This window comes from Colwellia sp. MT41 (genome assembly GCF_001444365.1).
GTDB lineage: Bacteria > Pseudomonadota > Gammaproteobacteria > Enterobacterales > Alteromonadaceae > Colwellia > Colwellia marinimaniae.
Genome location: NZ_CP013145.1, coordinates 3,677,066 through 3,694,037, shown reverse-complemented (window position 1 = coordinate 3,694,037; position 16,972 = coordinate 3,677,066). Strand labels below are relative to the sequence as shown.

At 40.1% G+C, this 16,972-nt stretch carries 13 protein-coding genes; 11 read left to right on the top strand and 2 right to left on the bottom strand.

Features of this window, described 5'->3' with window-relative positions; all coding sequences use genetic code 11:
• Positions 1–318 precede the first annotated feature (318 nt).
• The 3 genes from CMT41_RS15650 to CMT41_RS15640 all read left to right on the top strand — a co-directional run bounded on the left by CMT41_RS15650 (position 319) and on the right by CMT41_RS15640 (position 5,181).
• Positions 319–3,228, top strand: coding sequence for a tetratricopeptide repeat-containing hybrid sensor histidine kinase/response regulator (locus CMT41_RS15650; protein WP_232299973.1), 2,910 nt, complete (start codon positions 319–321; stop codon positions 3,226–3,228).
• A 7-nt stretch (positions 3,229–3,235) separates the two neighbouring features.
• Positions 3,236–4,156, top strand: coding sequence for a hypothetical protein (locus CMT41_RS15645; RefSeq protein ID WP_057182517.1), 921 nt, complete (start codon positions 3,236–3,238; stop codon positions 4,154–4,156).
• Positions 4,157–4,251: 95 nt separating this feature from the next.
• The gene (locus CMT41_RS15640) at positions 4,252–5,181 is read left to right on the top strand and encodes a Dyp-type peroxidase (RefSeq protein WP_058027788.1); all 930 of its coding nucleotides are present in this window, start codon (positions 4,252–4,254) and stop codon (positions 5,179–5,181) included.
• A gap of 30 nt (positions 5,182–5,211) precedes the next feature.
• Here CMT41_RS15640 and CMT41_RS15635 read toward each other — a convergent pair whose 3' ends face one another.
• Entirely contained in the window at positions 5,212–6,240 is a 1,029-nt protein-coding gene (locus CMT41_RS15635; protein ID WP_232299972.1) for a hypothetical protein, read from the bottom strand.
• 393 nt (positions 6,241–6,633) lie between these two features.
• Here CMT41_RS15635 and CMT41_RS15630 point away from each other — a divergent pair, with 393 nt between their 5' ends.
• Complete coding sequence (locus tag CMT41_RS15630; RefSeq protein ID WP_058027787.1) at positions 6,634–8,469, top strand: acyl-CoA dehydrogenase; 1,836 nt, start codon at positions 6,634–6,636, stop codon at positions 8,467–8,469.
• A 166-nt stretch (positions 8,470–8,635) separates the two neighbouring features.
• Here the strand turns inward: CMT41_RS15630 and CMT41_RS15625 are convergent, their stop codons facing one another.
• Entirely contained in the window at positions 8,636–8,818 is a 183-nt protein-coding gene (locus CMT41_RS15625; RefSeq protein ID WP_058027786.1) for a hypothetical protein, read from the bottom strand.
• Between the two features lie 200 nt (positions 8,819–9,018).
• Here CMT41_RS15625 and mraZ point away from each other — a divergent pair, with 200 nt between their 5' ends.
• The 7 genes from mraZ to mraY all read left to right on the top strand — a co-directional run bounded on the left by mraZ (position 9,019) and on the right by mraY (position 16,925).
• Positions 9,019–9,477 (top strand): division/cell wall cluster transcriptional repressor MraZ, encoded by a 459-nt coding sequence (gene mraZ / locus CMT41_RS15620; protein ID WP_057182510.1) that lies wholly within the window; start codon positions 9,019–9,021, stop codon positions 9,475–9,477.
• A 60-nt stretch (positions 9,478–9,537) separates the two neighbouring features.
• Positions 9,538–10,488, top strand: coding sequence for a 16S rRNA (cytosine(1402)-N(4))-methyltransferase RsmH (gene rsmH, locus CMT41_RS15615; RefSeq protein WP_057182509.1), 951 nt, complete (start codon positions 9,538–9,540; stop codon positions 10,486–10,488).
• A gap of 2 nt (positions 10,489–10,490) precedes the next feature.
• A complete protein-coding gene (ftsL, locus tag CMT41_RS15610; RefSeq protein ID WP_057182508.1) occupies positions 10,491–10,799 on the top strand; it encodes a cell division protein FtsL in 309 nt (102 codons plus the stop codon).
• A gap of 97 nt (positions 10,800–10,896) precedes the next feature.
• Positions 10,897–12,672, top strand: a complete 1,776-nt coding sequence (locus CMT41_RS15605; protein WP_058027785.1) for a penicillin-binding transpeptidase domain-containing protein — start codon at positions 10,897–10,899, stop codon at positions 12,670–12,672.
• Positions 12,665–14,272, top strand: coding sequence for a UDP-N-acetylmuramoyl-L-alanyl-D-glutamate--2,6-diaminopimelate ligase (locus tag CMT41_RS15600; protein WP_058027784.1), 1,608 nt, complete (start codon positions 12,665–12,667; stop codon positions 14,270–14,272). The genes CMT41_RS15605 and CMT41_RS15600 overlap by 8 nt, the downstream gene beginning before the upstream one ends.
• Positions 14,269–15,843, top strand: a complete 1,575-nt coding sequence (locus tag CMT41_RS15595) for a UDP-N-acetylmuramoyl-tripeptide--D-alanyl-D-alanine ligase (RefSeq protein ID WP_058027783.1) — start codon at positions 14,269–14,271, stop codon at positions 15,841–15,843. The genes CMT41_RS15600 and CMT41_RS15595 overlap by 4 nt, the downstream gene beginning before the upstream one ends.
• Positions 15,843–16,925: a phospho-N-acetylmuramoyl-pentapeptide-transferase gene (mraY, locus tag CMT41_RS15590; protein ID WP_057182501.1), complete on the top strand. Its 1,083-nt coding sequence runs from the start codon at positions 15,843–15,845 to the stop codon at positions 16,923–16,925. Before CMT41_RS15595 ends, mraY begins: the two co-directional genes overlap by 1 nt.
• Positions 16,926–16,972: the final 47 nt, after the last annotated feature.

Sequence of the window (16,972 nt, the reverse complement as noted above, 5' to 3'; positions counted from 1 at the left end):
AATTAAAAAAGTCATATTAATTAGGGTGTTAATGGCGTTGTTGTCGGTAATTGCTTATCTAAGTCAACATGTCAGTTGCCGGGTAAAGTGAAAGGCCATACTGGTGAAGAATAAATATTATGGGGGTAAATATTGCCCGCTATCAAGATGATTAATTTTAATTATGGCTTTTTTCTAGGCGGCGACATTGTCAGTATTACAGGCGGTTTATCGATAGGATGTTTTTTAATGGCGATTAATGCTATAAATACTGCTCTTTAATACTGCTTATAGAATTCGGCAGCCGATAATAGCAAAAAATGAGCGCTAAATAGCCCCATGATGGAACGACTAAAACAAATAATACTGCTCTTTTTTATCTTCACCTTAGCAAATTTAGGCAGTCTTAATACAGTTTGGGCACAGCATAGCCAGTTACAAAAAAACCTTCAAGAAATCAACTTGCAAGTCGATAAAAACCAAGCTTTGCTGGAGCTATCGCAATTGATTAAATCTCCTGCTATTAATGCGGCCGACAAAGTCGCTATATTACAGCAACAAGGTAAAGTTTTTTTTACCCTGCATCAATATAATCAAGGTATTGTCGTGGTACAGCAGGCAAAAGAAATTGCCATTCAGGAAAAATTACCCAGCTTAGCAGCACAAGCAAATAAAATGCTTGGCATACTATTGTATTATAAGGGGGAGTTAAAACCCGCATTAAAGGCTTATCAAACATCATTAGCTTATTATGATGATAATCAAGGCAGTGACGTTAATACCTATGCCATTGAACGGGCAAATTTGTTAAATAATATTGCCCTCGTTTATACCTCATTAGGGCAGCCCAATTTAGCCTTGGTCAATTATCAACTGGCTGGACCCTTATATGCCCGTTATGGCAATGAAACTGATAAAGTTGATGTTAGGTATAATATTGCTGTTTTACATATCAGCTTAAAACGTTTTGACAGTGCCATAGATATGCTAAAAGTTATCATAAAGAAGCGTCAGCAATTTAAAGATGGCCATGGTGTTGCCACGGCGAGAGCCGGTTTAGGTGTTGCCTATAAAGATTCTGGCCAGTTTGAGCTTGGCAAAGAAAATATTTTAGCCGCATTAGAATACTTTCAGCAGCACGGCTATAAACATGATATTGCTTCACAACTACATAATATGTCAGAAATCTATAACGATACTTTTGATATTGAGCAAGCGATGTTTTATGGCAAGCAGGCATTAGCTGTTAGCAAAGCAGTAGGTCACCAAAAAGCCTATGCCGGTAGTTTGCAAAGCCTAGCTAAAGCTGCCTTTTATTCTGGCGAGGTAAGGCTGGCTGCGCAATATATTGAGCGTTCCATTGCGGTTGGTAAAAAAATAGATTACCAAGTACTACTAACTGAAAATTTAGCCATCTCTGCCTTAATTAATGCCAGCCAACAAAAGTTTTCTCAGGCCCTTGTCCAACAAAAAAAATATCAAAATAGGTATCTGCAAGCATCTAATAGTTTACTTAATGATAAGTTGGCGGAATTTGAGTCAGTGCAGCTGAATCAAAAGATTGTTGATTTGGAGCAGCGGAGAAAATTGCAGAATTTACAATCCGCTAAAATAAAGCAGCAACGTAATATTATCATTTTAGTCTTAGTGCTCATTCTAGTGGTGGTGTTTTTTATCTATCGACGCTATCTGGAAAAACGCTTAACGCAAGAATTAGAATTTCGTGTTAAACAGCGGACTCGTGAACTTGAAGATTTAACCGATGAATTAGCCCAAGCTAACCAAGTTAAAAGTCAATTTCTTGCTAATATGAGTCATGAAATACGTACACCACTTACCGCTATTGTTGGCCATGCTGAAGCCATTATTTATGGAGATACTGATACTGATAAAGATAAGATCCAAGAAGATATAGCAGTTATCCATGGCAATAGTTTACATTTATTAGAGTTAATCAATGATATTTTGGATTTGAGTCGGATTGAAGCCAATAAGTTTGAATTAGAAATACAACCACTGAATATAGCTGAATTAATTCAAGATTTAGCCGATACTTTTACCGATCAAGCTCAGCAAAAGAACTTGAAATTCACCATTGAACATCAATTATCTTTACCCTTTATTATTCAAGTCGATAGTTTACGCTTAAAGCAAATATTGCTAAATTTATGTGCTAATGCGATTAAATTTACCCAAAAAGGTCAGGTAATACTCACGATCACATGGCAACATGAGCAATTGACTTTTACTGTTTCAGATACCGGCATAGGCTTGAGTAAGGATCATTTAGCTCAAATTTTTGAAATATTTACTCAAGCCGATAATAGTATTAGCCGACGCTTTGGCGGCTCTGGACTTGGACTTTCTTTATCAAATCAGCTAGCAAAATTAATGGCTGGCAATATTGCGGTGACCAGTACTTTAGGTAAGGGCAGCCAGTTTTGCCTGACCCTACCTTGTCAACATGTTAATGACACGAGTAATGCCATTGATGATGTACCGCCAGTGGAAATTGCTGACCTGAGTTTTAGCGGTAAAATACTTTTGGCTGAAGACCATGATGATAACCGTCGCTTGATTACCCGATTATTGACCAGTTTAGGTTTAGACGTTATTGTCGCCAGCAATGGTAAAGAAGCGGTACAACTTTGCCTTGAGCATCAGCCCAAGTTGATACTTTTAGATATTCAAATGCCTGAAATGGACGGTGTTGAGGCTTATAAAACGCTGCGTGCTTTAGGTTGCCATCAGCCTATCTATGCCTTAACGGCGAATGCTATGAGCCATGAAGTGAGCCAATACTTGGCAGTCGGTTTTACTGGGCACTTAAAGAAGCCCATTGAAAGAAAGAATTTTATTGCTACCCTAGCTAAGTATTTCACCACTGACTCGCAAGGTGAGTCACCAGGGCAGGGTTTAACGGCCAGTGAAGTGATTAATAAAGCCGAACAAAGTCTCTCTCAGGTTGACTTGAGTGATTTAATCGTTGAATTTAAATGCAATCTTAATAACGATAAGCGTGAGTTGCAACGTTATAGTGATAATGATGAGATAGAAAAACTGGCTTATCTTGCTCATCGTTTAGCTGGCGCGGCACAAATGTTTGGCTTTGCTGAGCTTAACCAAGCAGCACAAGAATTAGAGCTTATAATTAAGAGAGAATTAGTGGCAGATAAACCAGATCAGTTGTTAATTAGTGACTTGACCCATTGTCTAGTTGATGAAATTTATTTGATTGAGCAGCAGTAATATTATTATGACGAAGAAATTTTCTTATTCGCAAGCCTTGTTGGCTGTAGCCATTGCCTTTTTCGCCTGGTCGCTATACAAGTTTACTGTACAGCTACCCGCTATTGTCAGTGTCATTGAAAAAACCACGCACACAGTTGATTTGCTCAGCCCAAAAATTGATGACATAGTCACTGAAGTTGCTTTAGTTCGAGTAGAAGTGGCTAAAGTCAGAGAGTTGGTCGCGCAGCAAACCCCTGAAATTTTATCGCAAGTGGCAGCCTCACTGCCTGTGGTGCAGCAAGTGATAGTGGAAAGTGAGTATTATTCCAGACAGTTACCAGCATTGCTAAGCCAACTGGCGAGTATCGAGCAACAAGTAGCAAAATTACAAGCCTCTATGCCCGCCATACTTAAACGTGTTGATGATGTTGTTAACACCACCAATAATACCACTGCGGAAGTAGCCCGTTGGCGACCTCATTCCACTCGCTACCTGGCAGAAGTTGAGCTCTCCAGAGACTATATTCCCCAGTACTTGTCCCGCATTGAAAATACTATTGTTGACGCTAAAACTATCGGCAAGGAAGCCAGTAGTGGTTTAGTGTCAGGTTTTTTCAAGGGTGTTATTACTTTGCCTTTTGAGGTGATTGCCGGTCTCGCGGGTATTGTTGATGTGAACTCTCGCTCAGCTAAGTATTTAACCGCCCAAGACGTTGCCCTGATGCAAGAAAAAGTTGTTGTTTTACTTAATGATAGCAAGCAAAGTAAGTCGGTTTGGCAAAATGTGAAGAGCGGTAACCGCGGTACCATTATGAAAGGAAAAATGACGATTCGTAATAAACGGCAATGTGTTAAGGTCACTTTTAATAATTACTTTGCCAGTGAAAAAGAAACCCTCAAAGAACTAATGTGTATTGATGACAAAGGTTTATGGAAGGTGAACTAAGCTTTTCCCATCGACAGCATGGTAAGAGAAACTTTATTGTGTACAATACTGGCATTATAAGCTTGCAATATAAAAGACGTTAACAGGAACGGAACATGGCTAGAGAACAATTTGGTATTTGCGCTGAACCAAACTTGCATGGAAATTATTTATTATTTAATGTTCTAGATAATAAAAATGCCTTTATTCGTGCGGCAATCTCACGTTTACCTAAGTTATTTGAAAATTATGCCGAGCAGTTTTCTGAGGCAAATCTTATTGGTGTTATCGCCATAGGTGAAGCTTATTGGGATGAATTTTATCCCCGTGCACGTCCCGCTTTATTAACCGCCTTTCCCTTAATGCATAGTGGTGATCGAGTTGCACCAACCAATAGTTATGATCTTTACGTAGAGATCCGTAGTGATCGCGCTGATGTTAATCATATTGTCAGTACTAAGGTCTGTCAGCTATTGGGTGATAGTGTTGAGCTAATAGAGCAAGTACAAGCGTTTAGATTTTTAGATGGCAGAGACTTAACCGGTTTTGTTGATGGTACTGAGAACCCACAAGGATTACACCGCCGTGAAGTGGCTCTGGTGAAAGAGCAAGATGATAGTCGTTTTGCTGGTGGTAGCTATTTACATACCCAGCGTTATCAGCATAACTTAACACTGTGGGACTCGCTTGCTGAGCATGAGCAAGAAGATGTTTATGGTCGAACTAAGCTCGACAACGTTGAATATGATAGTGCTGATAAGGCGCTAACAGCCCACACCAAACGTACTAGCCTTAAAGATGAACAAGGCAATAGTATTGAAATTGTTAGGCAAAGTATGCCTTATGGTGACATGAAGCGTAAAGGGCTGTTTTTTGTTTCCTATTGTCAGTCACCCAAGCCTTTTGAACTTATGCTTCATAGTATGATTCATGGCGATGGCCATGGTAATGTCGATCATTTACTTAAATATACCCAAGCTGAAACGGGTAGCGCCTTTTTTGCCCCTAGTTTAAATTTTCTTGCTCATGTGGCCGATATTGACTAATAGCAATATTTAATTAACCGGACCGGCCCTTTATTTGTCTTGTTCACTTACGGGCACTGCTGGTTGTTTAGCTATCACTTCATGATAATTTTCGGCTATATAGTGTCCTTGATTAATTGCCAGCTCTGACTCTGGCGCTAGTTGCCCCAAAGGTAATAATGCCGGACCGGTCGGCTCTGCTAACAGGTAAGTTATCTGCTCATATTCAATAGTGACTTCCCCTGCTTTTGCGGGAATATTGATACCAATAAAGGCATGACCATCAATATAGATTAATACCATTTCAATTCTAGGCATCAACGCTCTAAGTAAGGCTGCGGTTAGCGTCATCTTACTGTCACAATCCCCTTGATTCTGCCACAGTAACTGTAATGGCGGGTTAAAACCTGCACCTGAAGAGGTGAGTCTAGATTCTAAGGTATCGTAAGGAATACTTTGCACAAAACCCAAGACATAGTTAGTTGCTTTACGAATATTTTCAATAGAGACCTGCTCTAAAATTATCGGCTTTAAAGCCTTTAAATCTGCGACCGAATCATTAGCCATACTGACATGGTCTACCTTAATGCCACTGAGTTGTTCATGATTGCTAAAGGCTTGGTAATACGTTTCCTTTAAGTACTCTCGGGTTATTTTAGCCTCTACTCGCGCTAATTCTTGATAGGCTTTGCTTACGTTATTTTTATCTAAGCCTCTGGCTTCAATAATAAAATTATTCTGCTGTTGCCGATAATGTATTTGCACCCCTGCAATAGGGTTTTTCTGCATATGTTTCTTAATACGGCGAAGAATTGTTTTTTGCGCATAACTATTTTGATAGTTTTTAAAGTTTCTAAAGCGCTCAAATAACCCTGCTGATGTTAAGGTAAAACTGATTTCTTGTTTGATTTTACTGTGGTCAAGCCATTGGTAATGAAAACGATAACCTTGCTCTACCTGAGTTTTATTAAAGCTCAGTTGCTGAGCTTGGCCCTTAACCATAAGTAAGGGCAGCAAAGCAGCAATGATTAGTAGGCGCTGATACTTGTTAAAAAATGCGTAGGATAAATTAAAAGTCACGTTATTTTTACTCTTTACTCTGGTGATAGTACTGCTGATAACATAAATGTTATTACGGTTGTTAACACTGTCGTTTGTTAACACTGTCGTTTGTTAATACTGTCGTTTGTTAATATCGGCATTCATTTGTTTATCGCCTAAACTTTAAATTAACTCAGGCTGAGCAATTTGGCTAAGGATTAGCTGAGTATAAACCCTAAATAACAGCTTAACTTAGTTTTAAAGGTAATAGTAAGCGGCTGATAAGGTTCTGCCAAGAAAATAACAGCATAATCTTGGTAGTTTTTAAAATAAAGTAGCGCTTTACATTGCTATGATTTATATTGTATTCAAACGAGTGTTTTAATCGTGTGTTTGCCACACGGTAATCTATTTTCTAAAGAGGAGGTTTACATGGCTGAATATAAAGCGCCATTAACTGATATGAATTTTTTGTTATATCAAGTGTTTAATGCCGATAAAATGTGGCAACAATCATCCCAGCTCAAAGACCAAGTTGATAAAGAAACGGCGATAGCAATATTACAAGAATGTGCAAAGATTGCTGAACAAGAAATAGATCCTATTGCCCGTCAAGGTGATGAAATAGGTGTTAGTTTTACCCTTAATGAAGATGGTGTCGGTGGCCAAGTTAAAACGGCACCTGGCTATAAAGAGGCTTTTGATACTTTCGCCAAAGGTGGTTGGTGCGCCCTTGGCGGTGATATTAATTATGGCGGCATGGGTATGCCAAAAATTGTCAGTGCTTTTATGGAGGAGATGCTCTGTAGTACGGATATATCGTTTGCCTTATACCCAATACTTACCGCTGGCGCTGCTTTGTCATTAGCCAAACACGGTAGTGAAGCATTAAAGCAACGTTATCTAACTAAACTCTATAGTGGCCAATGGTCGGCGTCAATGTGTTTAACTGAAGCACATGCGGGCTCAGATCTGGGCATTATCCAAACCAAAGCGTTGCCACAAGCAGACGGTAGTTATCACATTAGCGGTAGTAAAATATTTATTACCGGTGGTGAGCATGATCTCACCGAAAATATCATTCACCTAGTTTTGGCTAAATTACCTGACGCACCCGATGGTCCTAAAGGTATATCACTCTTTCTGGTACCAAAATTCAATGTCGATGACAATGAATGTTTAGCCGAGCGAAATAAGGTTAGTTGTGGCTCTATTGAAGAAAAAATGGGTATTCATGCCTCATCTACTTGTGTAATGAATTTTGATGGTGCGCAAGGGTTCTTGATTGGTGAGTTAAATAAAGGCTTGGCTTGTATGTTTACCATGATGAACTTTGAACGTATCGGTGTTGGTATACAAGGCCTGTCAGCGGGTGAGCGCTCTTATCAAAATGCCCTTGAATATGCTAAAGACAGACGCCAAGGTAAATCACTAACTAAATCGTCAAAGAAATCAGCTCAGCCGGACTCTATCATGGTTCATGGTGATGTGCGCCGTATGTTGCTCTCTATGAAAGCCTTTAATGAAGGCTCGCGGGCATTAAGTTGCTATATTGCCATGCAACTTGATTACGCAACGTTTGCCAGCGGAGAGCTGCAGAAAAAAGGTGAACAGTTATCGAGCTTAATGACACCTTTGGCAAAAGCTTTTTTCACTGACTTAGGTTTTGAATCTGCGGTTGCCGGCCAACAAGTGTTGGGAGGGCATGGTTATATTCGTGAGTGGGGACAAGAGAAATTAGTGCGTGATGCCCGTATTGCACAAATTTATGAAGGCACCAATGGTATTCAGGCCATGGATTTGTTGATGCGTAAAGTCATTGGCAGTAAAGGCGACTTGATTAACGTGTTTAGTAAAGAAGTCAGTGACTACATTGAGTCTCAGCAAGGTAACCAAGCCATGACTGAGTTTGTTGACCCCTTAGCAAGTGCCTTGGCTGATTTACAAGATATATCGGCATTACTATTAACTAAATCTGCTGATGATTTAAATGAAATTGGCGCCGCAGCCAATGATTACTTACATGTCTTTGGCTATACTGCCATGGCCTTTATTTGGGCTAAGATGGCGCAAGTATCATTACAACACCTTGCTCAGTTGGAAAATGCTAATGATGAGCAAAGTGAGTACGGCGTTAATTTTTATCAGAGTAAGTTGCATACCGCACGATATTATTTTGCCCGTTTATTACCGCGCCGATTATCGTTACTGGCGACCATCAAGTCAGGTTGTCATACTTTATTTGCTATCGATGATGAGCTTTTTTAGCCTAATAAAGTAACTCACTGCAACTCGGCATAAGCAAAGTTAGTCAACAAGCAATTTTTATCTTTATGTGCAGTGCCATTGTGCATGCACAATGGCAATCCTTGCTAAAGCAAAAAACTATCATGGTTGATAATATGATAGTTTTTTGCTGATGATTTTTTGGCAATTACTGCTTTATTGCGTTTATAGCTATATTGATAATATTCTTTTCTGGGAAAAACAAACCCTCAGCGAGCACTTTTCTGACAATTACTGGTGATATTTCACCATAAAGTGATAAAAAAATGTTTTTTACTGCTTTTTTTACTGTTTTTTTTACATCGTATAGCACAAAAGTACACAAATTCATTCACTTCCCCGTAAGCCTTAATTTTACTGATGTTATAGCCAGTATCTTGTCAGTATTTTTCATTTTCCTTACTTGACAGCTCCTTACTTTTTTCACTAAACTGTATCATTGTGGAAAAAAGTGGGGAAATGTGGAACTTGAAGTCTCACCCTTACTCACTTGTTTATTAATTAACCGAAAACGGCGAAGCAACAACAGATATGTTTAGAGGCAGCAGCGCAATTACGCTTGATAGCAAAAATAGGATCACGATACCGACCAAGTATCGTGATGAGCTATTTGCTGATTGCCAAGGGAAAATGGTCTGTACTGTTGATATTCAGCAAGCTTGTTTATTACTTTATCCCTTAGCTGAGTGGGAAGAAATAGAATTATCTTTGGCTAGCTTGTCTAGCACCAACCGACAAGAACGGTTATTCAAACAAATAATTTTGGGTAATGCCAGTGATTGTGAAATGGATAAAAATGGTCGTTTACTTATCAATGGGCCATTAAGACAACATGCCAATTTAGATAAAAATATCATGCTTGTCGGCCAATTGAATAAATTTGAAATTTGGCATGACAGCGCATGGCAAACACTAATGCAACAGGGTATTAGTAAAATACAAACAGGTGAAATTGAATTGACTGAACGTTTGCTCGACTTATCACTTTAGTCTTTATTGAAATTACTTTATAAAAATAAATGCGTTAACAAGGGTTATAAAAATAATAACATGGAATTAGACACCACTCATATCTCAGTATTGCTCAATGAAGCCATTGAAGGCTTAGCTATTACCGGTGATGGTTGCTTTATCGACTGTACTTTTGGTCGCGGCGGTCACTCATCCTTAATTCTTTCTAAGTTATCTAGTCATGGTCGCTTAATTGCTATTGATCGTGACCCTTCGGCCATTGCTGCCGCTGACAAATTCAAAGATGATTCACGTTTTTTAATTGAGCATCAAGGTTTTGCCGCCTTAGCTGAAATTGCGGAAAAGCATAATTTAATGGGCAAGGTTGATGGCATTTTACTTGATCTAGGTGTTTCTTCCCCTCAGTTAGATGAAGCTGAACGGGGTTTTAGCTTTATGAGAGATGGTCCCCTTGATATGCGTATGGATACCAGCAAGGGTCAAACCGCAGCAGAATGGCTAGCGGTTGCCGATGTTGAGGATATTACGTGGGTGTTAAGAACCTTTGGTGAAGAAAAACATGCTTGGCGAATTGCCAATGCGATTGTTGATAGCCGAGAAGAGACACCGTTAACCCGAACTAGCCAATTAGCCAAGTTGATCAAAACCACAGCACCACAACGAGAAATCAAGAAGCACCCAGCAACGCGTAGCTTTCAGGCCATTCGCATGTATATCAATAGTGAACTAGAGCAAATAGAAAAAGCCCTAGCCGCGTCACTTGATGTGTTAGCAGAAGGCGGGCGCCTTGTTGTTATTAGCTTTCATTCACTAGAAGACCGTTTAGTGAAACAGTTTATGAGAAAACACTCTCAAGGTAGAAAAGTGCCGCGAGGCCTGCCTATCAGTGAAGTTGAATTAAATAAGAGTAAAAAATTCTTGTTAATTGGGCGGAAATTAAAGCCCAGTAAAGCGGAAGTTGAGCAAAATGTACGTTCGAGAAGTTCGGTATTGCGTGTTGCTGAGCGTTTAGCTAGAAATATTGATTAGTTATGGCAGCTCGTGCCTTAGTCTTTGATATTTGGCAAGATATTGTCCGCTTTAGCGTTACTTATATTTTGTTGATATTTGTGGTGATGTCAGCATTTGCGGTGATTTATTACAGTCATATCAATCGACAAACTACCAGTGACCTTGAAGTGTTGTTAACACTCAAATATGAATTGGATATTGAGTGGCGTAATTTATTAATAGAGCAAAGTAGTTTAGCAGAACACAGCGCGATAGAGAGTAAAGCTAAAAAATTATTAGGTATGAAACGCCCCGATAGGGACTCGGAAGTGATTGTTAGCTTGCAGTAGGGCAAGGCTAATAGCGAGAACTTATGAGAAACAACTTGTTCAAAGTCAATATGCCTTTGCCAGACAGTAGTAAAACAATAATATAAATGAGAACGGTGTGAATAAAAAATCAGCCAAAAACAATAAGCCATTAAATACCGCTGCTTGGCGTTACTATTTAGTGCTGGCTGTTGTTGCGCTGATTTATCTTAGTTTGATGGCTCGCACAGCCTATATTCAAATAATTGAACCGGATATGCTAAAAAAGCAAGGTGACTTGCGTTCATTACGTGTTACCGCTAACACGGTACAACGCGGTTTGATTGTTGATCGAAATGGTACCGAGTTGGCAATTAGTGTACCCGTGGAAACAGTCTGGGCAGATCCTAAAGTAATCATGGATAATAATGCCTTAGCCATGACTAAACATTGGCAAGCCTTAGCTGATGTGCTTGATCAAGATATCAATAAACTTACCGATCGTGTGCTAAAAAGGCCTCGCAAACGTTTTATTTATTTAGCACGAAAAATTTCCCCCGCCGTGGCAAATTACATCAAAGAATTAAAAATTCCGGGTATTCATTTACGTAAAGAGTCGAAGCGCTTTTATCCAACAGGGGAAATTAGCGCTCATCTCATTGGCTTTACTGATGTTGATGATAAAGGCATTGAAGGCATAGAACGTATGTATGATGACTTACTTACCGGTACCGGTGGCGCCAAGCGTTTTAGAAAAGATGCTAAAGGCCGAAAAATTGAAATTATTTCTGTGTTAGAAGCAAAACAAGCGAAAAATATTACCTTAAGTATTGACCAACGTATTCAAACCATAGCTTATAAAGAATTAAAAGGTGCGGTACAAGCGTTTAAAGCGGCCTCGGGCTCTATCGTGGTCGCTAATGTTCATACCGGCGAAATATTGGCGATGGCCAATAGCCCATCATATAATCCAAATAACCGGCGTAATACCGCTATTCACCGGTTTAGGAATCGGGCGATTACCGATGTCTATGAGCCAGGTTCAACGATGAAACCGTTAACCATATTGGCCGCATTGGAGTTTGGCTCGGTAAATGTTAATACTATTATTAATACCAGTCCAGGATGGATACGTTTAGGTGGCAGGCGAGTTAGTGATCCCGTTAACCGAGGTAAACTTTCTATTGAAGATATTTTGGTATATTCCTCCAATGTAGGCACAACTAAGTTGGCACTATCAGTACCCAAAGATTATTTGTTAACTAAGTTTTTCGATGCTGGTTTTGCCGAAGATACCGGTACTAACTTAGTGGGTGAGAGTGCCGGTATGATGCATGATAGAAGCCGTTGGTCTAAGTTCGAGTTAGCAACACTTTCTTGGGGCGCGGGTTTAGCCATTACCCCAGCACAATTAACACGGTTTTATATGGCCCTTGCCAATGGCGGCATTAAACGTAAATTGTCGATTATTAAAATTGATGAGCAAAATATAGCGCCTGAAGACCAAGAAAGAATTTTTTCCGAAGAGAACAGTATTGCTATTACCCATATGCTCGAAGCTGTGGTTGATGCACATGTACCAAAAGCAAAAGTGGATGGCTATCGTGTTGGTGGCAAAACCGGTACCTCAATCAAAGCGGTTGCAGGTGGTTATGGTAACGAATATGTTGCTTTTTTTGCCGGTATGGCGCCAATATCAAACCCTGAAATAGTGGTGGTGGTGGTCATTAATGAACCGGGTGGTGATTTATATCATGGCGGCGATATAGCCGCGCCAGTATTCTCTCGGGTAATGAAAGGTGCGCTACGGGTGTTAAATATTGCCCCTGATGCGCAAAATATACATGCGGTTAATCAGTCAACTGAGACCACAGGCGCTGAGAAAGCAATAACGGCAGGAGAGCATCATGCCTAAACCTGCCACACAAAATATCATCGCATCTTTAGCGCAATTTGGCATTACTCTAACAAATACTCTTGCTTTAGATGGTTTTGTCGGCGACCTGCATAACGATAGTCGATTGCTTGTTACCGGTGATATTTTCTGCGCCATTATTGGCCACCAGCAAGATGGTCGCCAATATATTGAGCAAGCGCTTAAGCAAGGCGTTAAGTTAGTTATTCGTGAGTGTGACAGTGCAGCTGAACACGGTGAACTCGTTATTGCCTCAAACGGCAACGGTGTCGTTATCGTTAATTTTTATCAACTTAACCAGCATTTATTTACCTTAACTAAACATTATTATCAAGCGCCACAAAAGCATATGACCATAGTGGGCATTACCGGCACCAACGGTAAAACGACCACCAGTCAGTTATTAGCTCAGCTGTTTACTCACGCCAATAAACCTTGCGCTGTTATTGGTACTAATGGTGCGGGTAGTATTGATAAACTAGCACCGATAGAAAATACTACCCCTGGCGCTTGTCAATTACATCAATTATTCAACCGTTTTATTGATGAGCACTCTGTCCATGGCAAGTTTAGTCATGTCGCCATGGAAGTCTCTTCCCATGCTTTATCACAACAACGTGTACAAGCCGATTTGTTTGATATTGCTGTGTTTACCAACTTGAGTCGTGACCATCTTGATTATCATGACTCTATGGCTAGTTATGGTGCAGCTAAAAAACAGATTTTTACCGGTGATAATCGTCAAGTTGCCGTGGTGAATTTTGATGATGAACAAGCAAAGAACTGGCTGAAAAATTGGCCAGAGCAACAAGTGCTTTGGCTTTATGGTCGTGCTGATAACATAGAATGTAATCAGCATTTTGTCACCGCTAAGCATATTAAACATCATAGTCATGGCGTCTCTTTTACCCTCACAAGTCATTTAGGCCGTGTTGTTATTAGCAGTCCATTATTGGGCGATTTTAATATTGATAATCTACTGGCGGCAATCTGCGTCTTACTTATTCAAGGTACGCCATTAAGCGAACTCCCTGATTTAGTTAGACAGGTCAGTGCTATTGCTGGTCGAATGGAAGTCACGAGTGCTAATAACTTAGCGACCGCCGTGGTCGATTATGCCCATACACCCGATGCGTTAGAAAAAGCACTACAAGCCTGTCGTCAACATTGCTCAGGAAAACTTTATGTGGTGTTTGGCTGTGGCGGCGATAGAGATAAAGGTAAGAGACCCTTGATGGCACAAGCCGCAGAAAAATATGCCGACTGTGTTGTTGTTACTAATGATAACCCGCGCAGTGAAGATGCTCAGTTGATAGCCAACGATATTATCGCCGGTTTTACCCATCCGGATGCCGATACAATAACCATTATTTTAGCAAGAGAGCAAGCCGTATTGACTACACTGAAAACAGCCCAAGCTGGCGATATGGTCTTATTGGCAGGTAAAGGTCATGAAGATTATGTCATTGTCGCCAAATATGATGAACATGGCGTCATCATAGGCACGGAAAAATTAGCCTATAACGAGCGTTTAGTGGTAGCAAATTTTTATCAACAGCACGCTAGCTTGGCCACATTGCCTAATAAGGCAAAGATATGATTGTTATTTCATTGCCAACGTTAGCAGAGATTACTGCTGGCCAACTCATTGTAGCAGCAAATAATACCTCACTCAGTATCGATGATTTGGTTATTGATGATTTAGTGACCGATAGCCGCGCAATCGATAAAAACTCAACCAAGATCTCCGCTTTTCTTGCCCTTAAAGGCCCTAATTTTGATGGTCATCGCTTTGCACAACAAGTGATCGAACAAGGTTGTCAGTTACTTATTGTCGATCATCACTTGAGCGAGGTGATTGATACCGCACAATTGGTGGTTAGTGATACCCGGATTGCTTTAGGTAAAATTGCCGCTTATGTTAAAAAAGAGCTTGCGCCTAAAACTGTTGCTATCACGGGTAGTAGTGGTAAAACCACGGTCAAAGAAATGGTCGCCGCTATATTGTCGCGTCTAGGAAAAGTGCTGGCAACTCAAGGTAACTTTAATAACGATATTGGCGTGCCGTTAACTTTACTGCGTTTGGATAGCAGCCACGATTTTGCGGTTATTGAAATGGGTGCTAATCATCTCGGTGAAATTGCCTATACCACAGCGTTAACCCAACCTGATGTTGCCGTGATTAATAATATTGCTGCCGCGCACTTAGAAGGTTTTGGCGACTTATGTGGTGTTGCTCGTGCTAAAGGTGAAATATTCTCAGGTCTTGGTGAACATGGCGTTGCCTTATATAACCAAGACAGCCAATACAGCGATAAATGGCAATGGCGCTTAGAAGGTAAAGCAGTACGTACTTTTTCATGTATTAATTCTTCACCTGAAGGTAAGGCCCATTGTTATAGCGAAAATGTCAACTTAGATGAAAATGGCTACGCTACTTTTACGTTAAAAACAACGCAGGGCAGTTGTGACATTCACTTAACCGTACCGGGTAAACATAATGTTTGTAATGCGGTTGCTGCGGCTTGTATTGCCTTAGAATTTGGCGCCAGCCTTGACGATATCTGTTTAGGTTTAGCGAAAATGCAGCCAGTTAAAGGGCGACTAAATTTATATCAATTGCATGATAAAAAAACCGCTTGTCACATCAAACTCATTGATGATAGCTATAACGCTAATCTAGAGTCGGCTAAAGCTGCCGCTCAGTTATTATCAAGTTACCCAGGTAAAAAAATACTTATCTTAGGTGATATGGCTGAGCTGGGTACTGACGCGCGTAGTTATCACCAAGAGCTGGGCGAGTTTGCTAAAAGTTTACAGTTAAATACTTTATTGTCCTTAGGTGTGCTAAGTCAAAGTGCAAGTGATGCCTTTGCCAAGGACAATGATCAAAGTGAACAAAGTCAACATTTTAGCCAGAGAGCTGAGTTGATGGCTCATTTGCTTACCATGCTAAATCAGCAATTATCGGCTGGTCAGCAAGATATTGCCATTTTAGTTAAAGGCTCCCGTAGTGCTCATATGGAGCATGTAGTAACAGAAATCACTCACTGGTTTGAACAAATGAATAGTCAAGAAAGTCCTAATCAAGCAATGAATGTTAGTAAAGAAAATAACGCTAGTGAAAATATGAATGCTAGTAAAAATCAATGTAAAGAAGGTAAAGCTTAATGTTATTGTGGTTAGGTGAGTTTTTGACTCCATATTATTCCGGGTTTAATGTTTTTTCTTATTTAACCTTTCGCGCCATTATCAGCACGCTAACCTCGCTGTTTATATCCTTATATTTTGGCCCAAAACTTATTCGTTATTTGCAAAAGATGCAAATTGGTCAAACGATAAGAGAGGATGGCCCAGCAAGTCATTTATCTAAATCTGGTACACCAACGATGGGCGGTTTATTAATACTCGCCTCCATTGTGATCAGTGTTTTACTGTGGGCCGATTTAAGCAATATTTATGTCTGGGTGGTGCTATTTGTCGTGGTGAGTTTTGGCGCCATTGGTTTTGTTGATGATTACCGAAAAGTCATTCGTAAAGATGCTAATGGCCTGATTGCTCGCTGGAAATATTTTTGGCAAAGCGTTATCGGTTTAAGCACAGCACTGTTTTTATATTATATTGCTCAGGGCCCAAATGAAACTGCATTGTTAATACCCTTTATGAAAGAGCTATTACCTCAGCTAGGTATTTTTTATGTGGTAATGACCTATTTTGTTATTGTTGGTACTTCAAATGCCGTTAATTTAACTGATGGTCTTGATGGTTTAGCCATAGTGCCAACTATTATGGTTGCCGGCGCTTTTGCTTTGTTTGCCTATGTCACGGGTAATGTTAACTTTGCCAGCTACCTTAATCTTCCCCATATTGCTTTAACTAGTGAGCTGGTGGTGGTTTGTACCGCTATTGTTGGCGCGGGATTAGGCTTTTTGTGGTTTAACACCTACCCAGCGCAACTCTTTATGGGCGATGTTGGCTCACTTGCTTTAGGTGCTGGACTTGGTGTTATTGCCGTGCTGGTGCGCCAAGAGTTGGTGTTATTTATTATGGGTGGTGTTTTTGTTATGGAGACCATCTCGGTTATTTTACAAGTTGGTTCATATAAATTGCGTGGTCAACGTATTTTCCGTATGGCGCCCATTCATCACCACTATGAATTAAAAGGCTGGCCTGAGCCGCGAGTCATTGTACGTTTTTGGATTATTTCATTGGTATTAGTACTGATAGGTTTAGCGACACTTAAGTTGCGATAACACTAGATTAAGCAAATAGCATTAAATAAATAGCGATAAGTATAATA

Coding starts and splice junctions, on each gene's coding strand:
- rsmH (WP_057182509.1), top strand. CDS start 9,538: ATGGAATTAGACACCACTCATATCTCAGTATTGCTCAATGAAGCCATT.
- mraZ (WP_057182510.1), top strand. CDS start 9,019: ATGTTTAGAGGCAGCAGCGCAATTACGCTTGATAGCAAAAATAGGATC.
- CMT41_RS15645 (WP_057182517.1), top strand. CDS start 3,236: ATGACGAAGAAATTTTCTTATTCGCAAGCCTTGTTGGCTGTAGCCATT.
- CMT41_RS15640 (WP_058027788.1), top strand. CDS start 4,252: ATGGCTAGAGAACAATTTGGTATTTGCGCTGAACCAAACTTGCATGGA.
- CMT41_RS15595 (WP_058027783.1), top strand. CDS start 14,269: ATGATTGTTATTTCATTGCCAACGTTAGCAGAGATTACTGCTGGCCAA.
- CMT41_RS15630 (WP_058027787.1), top strand. CDS start 6,634: ATGGCTGAATATAAAGCGCCATTAACTGATATGAATTTTTTGTTATAT.
- CMT41_RS15600 (WP_058027784.1), top strand. CDS start 12,665: ATGCCTAAACCTGCCACACAAAATATCATCGCATCTTTAGCGCAATTT.
- CMT41_RS15650 (WP_232299973.1), top strand. CDS start 319: ATGATGGAACGACTAAAACAAATAATACTGCTCTTTTTTATCTTCACC.
- ftsL (WP_057182508.1), top strand. CDS start 10,491: ATGGCAGCTCGTGCCTTAGTCTTTGATATTTGGCAAGATATTGTCCGC.
- CMT41_RS15625 (WP_058027786.1), bottom strand. CDS start 8,818: ATGAATTTGTGTACTTTTGTGCTATACGATGTAAAAAAAACAGTAAAA.
- mraY (WP_057182501.1), top strand. CDS start 15,843: ATGTTATTGTGGTTAGGTGAGTTTTTGACTCCATATTATTCCGGGTTT.